This is a genomic window from Hansschlegelia beijingensis (assembly GCF_045505405.1).
Taxonomy (GTDB): Bacteria; Pseudomonadota; Alphaproteobacteria; order Rhizobiales; family Methylopilaceae; genus Methylopila; species Methylopila beijingensis_A.
Genome location: NZ_JBJKEX010000227.1, coordinates 1 through 4900 on the forward strand (window position 1 = coordinate 1; position 4900 = coordinate 4900).

General features: G+C 68.6%; 5 protein-coding genes and 1 pseudogene. 3 read left to right on the forward strand and 3 right to left on the reverse strand.

What is annotated here, in order from left to right:
* Positions 1 to 124: 124 nt before the first annotated feature.
* Together ACIKT0_RS12940 and ACIKT0_RS12945 are read left to right on the forward strand one after the other, a co-directional pair.
* Positions 125 to 1126, forward strand: coding sequence for a DMT family transporter (locus tag ACIKT0_RS12940; RefSeq protein ID WP_407105737.1), 1002 nt, complete (start codon positions 125 to 127; stop codon positions 1124 to 1126).
* 70 nt (positions 1127 to 1196) lie between these two features.
* A complete protein-coding gene (locus ACIKT0_RS12945) occupies positions 1197 to 1712 on the forward strand; it encodes a DUF2059 domain-containing protein (protein WP_407105738.1) in 516 nt (171 codons plus the stop codon).
* A 12-nt stretch (positions 1713 to 1724) separates the two neighbouring features.
* Here the strand turns inward: ACIKT0_RS12945 and lpdA are convergent, their stop codons facing one another.
* Entirely contained in the window at positions 1725 to 3125 is a 1401-nt protein-coding gene (gene lpdA / locus ACIKT0_RS12950) for a dihydrolipoyl dehydrogenase (RefSeq protein WP_407105739.1), read from the reverse strand.
* A gap of 30 nt (positions 3126 to 3155) precedes the next feature.
* A complete protein-coding gene (locus tag ACIKT0_RS12955; protein ID WP_407105740.1) occupies positions 3156 to 3581 on the reverse strand; it encodes a VOC family protein in 426 nt (141 codons plus the stop codon).
* Positions 3582 to 3725: 144 nt separating this feature from the next.
* On the opposite strand from ACIKT0_RS12955, the gene ACIKT0_RS12960 reads away from it, so the two are divergent.
* Complete coding sequence (locus ACIKT0_RS12960) at positions 3726 to 4010, forward strand: SWIB/MDM2 domain-containing protein (protein WP_183394993.1); 285 nt, start codon at positions 3726 to 3728, stop codon at positions 4008 to 4010.
* A 42-nt stretch (positions 4011 to 4052) separates the two neighbouring features.
* Here ACIKT0_RS12960 and odhB read toward each other — a convergent pair.
* Positions 4053 to 4784: pseudogene (gene odhB / locus ACIKT0_RS12965) on the reverse strand (2-oxoglutarate dehydrogenase complex dihydrolipoyllysine-residue succinyltransferase); the annotation flags it as partial.
* Positions 4785 to 4900 lie beyond the last annotated feature (116 nt).

The following is a 4900-nucleotide window of genomic DNA, read 5'->3' on the forward strand; positions in this document are numbered from 1 at the left end:
TGCGTGATAAGCGGCCGATGATGCCGAGCGCGCGCGCCTTTCCCGTCCGGGCGACCCGCCTTGTCCGCGCCTGCCGTGGACGGAGGAACGCCTGAGCGCGTCCAGAACCCCGGGTCGCGCGGAGATGCGCGGCACGGTTCGCCCCGGGCCCGGCGACGGGCCCAGCTCCACCGACGCCGATCCCGAGGTCATCGTCGAGGCCGGGCCCGAACGCCCCGGCCCGCCATGGATCGGCTATGCGCTCGCGGCGGCCGGCGCGATCTTCTTCTCGAGCAAGGGCATCCTGATCAAGTTCGCCTATGCGGAGGGAGTCGATCCGGAGACGCTGCTCGCGCTCCGCATGGGGCTGGCGCTCCCGGTCTATGTCGCGATCGGCCTCGCCGCCTTGGCCAGCACAGGGCGCCCGGCGGCCCTCGACCGCAAGACCTTCGCGGCGGCGTTCGCGATCGGCCTGCTGGGCTACTGGTTCGCCTCCTATGTCGACTTTCTGGGCCTCGCCTACATCTCGGCCCCGTTCGAACGGCTGATCCTGTTCACCTATCCGCTGTTCACGGTTCTGCTCGGCGCGGCCTTCTTCCACCAGCCGTTCCGCCTCAAGGCGCTTGCGGCCTTCGGGCTGAGCTATGCGGGGCTGGCGCTGGTGTTCACCAAGGACATGCAGGTGGCGGGCCTCGCCTCCGCCCGCACGGGCTCGCTGCTGGTGCTCGCCTCGGCCGTGGCCTTCGCGCTCTACCAGCTGCTGGCGAAGGGCTATATCGGCCGCATCGGACCGAAGCTGTTCACCTGCATCGCCATGACGGCGGCGGCGCTCGCGGCGCTGCTGCAATTCGCGCTGGTTCGGGATGTCGGCGTCCTCCCGACCCTCTCGGGCAAGGTCTGGCTGCTCGCGGCGCTGATCGCGGTGCTCGGCACGATCCTGCCGAGCTTCCTGCTCAGCGCCGCCCTCCACCGCATCTCGGCGCAGGCCAACGCCGCGATCGGCACGGTCAGCCCCGTCGCCACGCTGATTTTCGCCGCCGCTTTCCTGGGCGAACGGGTGACGTCGGTGGACGTGATCGGCACCGCCCTGGTGCTGGCCGGGGTCGGCTGGTTCACGCTCAGCGAGCAGCGAAGGGCGGCCGGCTAGGGTTTTTCCGCACTGGCCAAGCTGGCGCGGCGCTTGCTTCATGGAGGCGACACGATCGGGGAGACGAATCATGTCGCTGATGAACCGCGCCGCCGCGCTGACGCTCGCGGCCGCGTTGGGCCTGTTTGCGGGCCCCGGCGCCTCGCAAGAGCGCCCGTCGCGTGACCAGGCGCTCCGCGTCGCCGTGGAGCTCGTCAACGAAATCTCGAAGGACGGCATGGTGGCGCAGTTCGTCGCGCGCTCCTGGCCGGCCTTCGAGCCTCAGCTTCAGGAGTCGATGCCCGGCGCCTCGCCGGCCACGATGGCCTCGCTCAAGGACGAGTTCCAGACCATCGTGGTGCAGCACACCAAGGATATGCTGGCCGCCGCGCCCGCGATCTACACCACCTATTTCACCGCCGACGAGTTGCGCGACATGCTCGCCTTCTACCGCTCGCCGACGGGCCAGAAGGCGCTGCGGGTGATGCCGAACGTCATCGCCGACAGCGTCCGGCTCTCGGCCGACCGCATGCCGGCGGTGACCGCCGAGATCGACCGGGCGTTCCGGTCGCGGCTCAAGGCGCGCGGCGTCGATCTGCCGATCTGAGCCGCGCGCCGTTCACATGTGGATGGCGCGGCCCTCGACGGCGAGCGCCGCCTCCTTGACGGCCTCCGACAGCGTCGGATGGGCGTGGCAGGTGCGGGCGATGTCCTCGGAGGAGGCGCTGAACTCCATGCCGAGCGCGGCTTCCGCGATCAGCGTGCCGGCGTCCGGACCGATGATGTGCACGCCGAGCACGCGGTCCGTCTTGGCGTCGGCCAGGATCTTCACGAAGCCTTCCGTCGTGCCGTTCGCCTTCGCGCGGCCGTTGGCCGTGAACGGGAACTTGCCGGCGCGGTAGTCGACGCCGTCCGCCTTCAGCTCCTCCTCGGTTTTGCCGACCGAGGCGACCTCCGGATAGGTGTAGACCACGTTCGGGATCACGCCGTAGTTCACGTGCCCGGGCTTGCCGGCCAGAATCTCCGCGACCGCGACGCCCTCGTCCTCCGCCTTGTGGGCCAGCATCGGCCCGGCGATGACGTCTCCTATGGCGTAGACGCCGTCGACGCTGGTCTTGAAATGGCCGTCGGTCTTGACCCGCCCGCGCTCGTCCAGTTCGACGCCCGCCTCCTCGAGGCCGAGGCCTTCCGTGTAGGGAACGCGGCCGATCGCCACCAGCACGACGTCCGCCTCCAGGGTCTCGGCCTCGCCGCCCTTGGCGGGCTCGACCGTCACCGAAAGGCCTTCGGCCTGCTTCGTCGCGCCGGTGACCTTCGAGCCGAGGCGGAACGTCATGCCCTGCTTCTCCAGCAGGCGCTGGAACTGCCGGCCGAGATCGACGTCCATCCCGGGCAGGATGCGGTCGAGGAACTCGACCACCACGACCTCCGAGCCGAGCCGCCGCCAGACCGAGCCGAGCTCCAGCCCGATCACGCCGCCGCCGACCACCACAAGCTTCTTCGGGACCTCGGGAAGAGACAGCGCGCCGGTCGAGGAGACGATGGTCCTCTCGTCGATCTCGAGGCCCTTGAGGCGGGCGACGTCGGAGCCGGTGGCGATCACGACCGCCTTGGTCTCGAGCGTCTGCGTCTCGCCGCCATCGCCGGCGACCTCGACCTTGCCGGCCCCCAGGATCCGGCCGGTCCCGTGGAAGGTCTCGATCTTGTTCTTCTTGAACAGGAAGTCGACGCCCTTGACGTTGCCGGCGACGCCCTCGTCCTTGAACGCCATCATCTGGGCGAGGTCGAGCGTCGGCTGGCCGACGCCGATGCCCATCTTCCCGAATTTGTGGCCGGCCTCCTCGAACAGCTCCGAGGCGTGCAGCAGCGCCTTGGAGGGGATGCAGCCGACATTGAGGCAGGTGCCGCCATGGGTGGCGCGCTTCTCGACCACGGCCACCTTAAGCCCGAGCTGGGCGGCGCGGATCGCGCACACATAGCCGCCGGGACCGCTGCCGATGACGACGAGATCGTAAGCCATGGGTCTCTTTCGGGTTCGAGCGATGGAGGTTCAGCCGAGCGGGGCGTTGAAGGCCCAGACATGGCCGAACGGGTCCTGCACGCGGCCGTAGCGGGCGTTCCAGAAGGTGTTCTCCGGGGGCATCACGACAACCGCTCCGGCGCCGGCCGCGCGCGCGATCGCGACGTCGACGTCCTCCGCGGTCGGGAGGTTGACGTTGATGGCGACGCTCGCGCCCCCGGTCGAGGTGGGCGCACGGACCGCTCCGGGCCCGGCGGCCTCGGGAAACTCGTCATGCACCAGCACCTGGCCGCCGAACAGCTCGACCGTCGCGTGCAGGAGCCGGACGCCGTCCTGCGCCGGCACGGTCATCACGACCTTGGCGCCGAACGCCTTCCGGTAGAAGCTGAGCGCCTCCGCGCCTCCGGCGACGCAAAGGTGCGGCTCGACCTTCGGATGCCGATCTTGGTCAGCCATCGGAACACGCCCCTGACTGACCTCCGCCGCGCCGCGAGGGCCGCGGCGCGACCACGCTCGGAACGTCTTGAAGTCCGAGCGGTTGAAGGACTGGAATGCGGTCCGTGAGACCGTGCTCGATGCGCAGGAACAAGGAGGGCACCTATGGCGACTACCAAGAAGCCTGACAATGCGAAGAAGTCGAACCGGACCGACGGCATCCACGCCAAGGTCAAGCCATCGTCGGAGCTCGGCGCGATCGTCGGCGAAGGCCCGCTGCCGCGCAGCGAAATCGTCAGCAAGATGTGGGACTACATCAAGAAGCACAAGCTCCAGAACCCGGACGACGGCCGCGAGATCCTCGCGGACGCCACGCTCGAGAAGCTGTTCGGCAAGAAGAAGGCCACGATGTTCGAGCTGAACAAGATCATCTCCGCAAATGTGAGCTGACCTTCGGCGACGCGGCGCGCCTCGCGGCGCGCCGCCGGCTCGTCACAGGTCCATCACGAGCCGGGACGGATCCTCGAGGCTTTCCTTGACCCGGACCAGGAAGGTCACGGCCTCCTTGCCGTCGACCATGCGGTGGTCGTAGCTCAGCGCCAGATACATCATCGGGCGGATCTCGACCTTGCCGCCGATCGCGACCGGCCGCTCCTGGATCTTGTGCATCCCCAGGATGCCGGACTGCGGCGCGTTCAGGATCGGGGTCGACATCAGCGACCCGTAAATGCCGCCATTGGTGATCGTGAAGGTGCCGCCCTGCATCTCGTCGATGCCGAGCTTGCCGTCGCGCGCCCGGCGCCCGAGGTCGGCGATCGTCTTCTCGACGCCCGCGAGACCAAGCTGGTCGGCGTCCCGCACCACCGGCACCACGAGGCCTTTGTCGGTCCCGACCGCGATGCCGATGTGGTAGTAGTTCTTGTAGACCACGTCGCCGCCGTCGATTTCGGCGTTGACCGACGGAATGTCCTTGAGGGCCTGGATGACGGCCTTCACGAAGAAGCCCATGAAGCCGAGCTTCACGCCGTGCTTCTTCTCGAAGACGTCCTTGTACTTCGAGCGCAGCGCCATGACCTCGCTCATGTCGACCTCGTTGAAGGTCGTCAGCATGGCCGCGGCGTTCTGGGCGTCCTTGAGCCTGCGCGCGATCGTCTGGCGCAGCTTCGTCATCTTCACGCGTTCTTCGCGCGCCGCGTCGTCCGGGGCCGCGGGCGCGCGCACCTGCCTCGGCGACCCAGATGGAACGGCTTTCCGACGAGGATCTCAGCCCCGGGGCCATCGCGCACGAGGCCAAGCGCAGCGAGGCCATGGTCTCGATCGCCGACCAGATCATTCGCAAC

Bases quoted from the DNA above. Each gene is read 5' to 3' on its own strand.
- ACIKT0_RS12940 (WP_407105737.1), top strand. From the start codon at position 125: ATGCGCGGCACGGTTCGCCCCGGGCCCGGCGACGGGCCCAGCTCCACC.
- ACIKT0_RS12945 (WP_407105738.1), top strand. From the start codon at position 1,197: ATGTCGCTGATGAACCGCGCCGCCGCGCTGACGCTCGCGGCCGCGTTG.
- lpdA (WP_407105739.1), bottom strand. From the start codon at position 3,125: ATGGCTTACGATCTCGTCGTCATCGGCAGCGGTCCCGGCGGCTATGTG.
- ACIKT0_RS12955 (WP_407105740.1), bottom strand. From the start codon at position 3,581: ATGGCTGACCAAGATCGGCATCCGAAGGTCGAGCCGCACCTTTGCGTC.
- ACIKT0_RS12960 (WP_183394993.1), top strand. From the start codon at position 3,726: ATGGCGACTACCAAGAAGCCTGACAATGCGAAGAAGTCGAACCGGACC.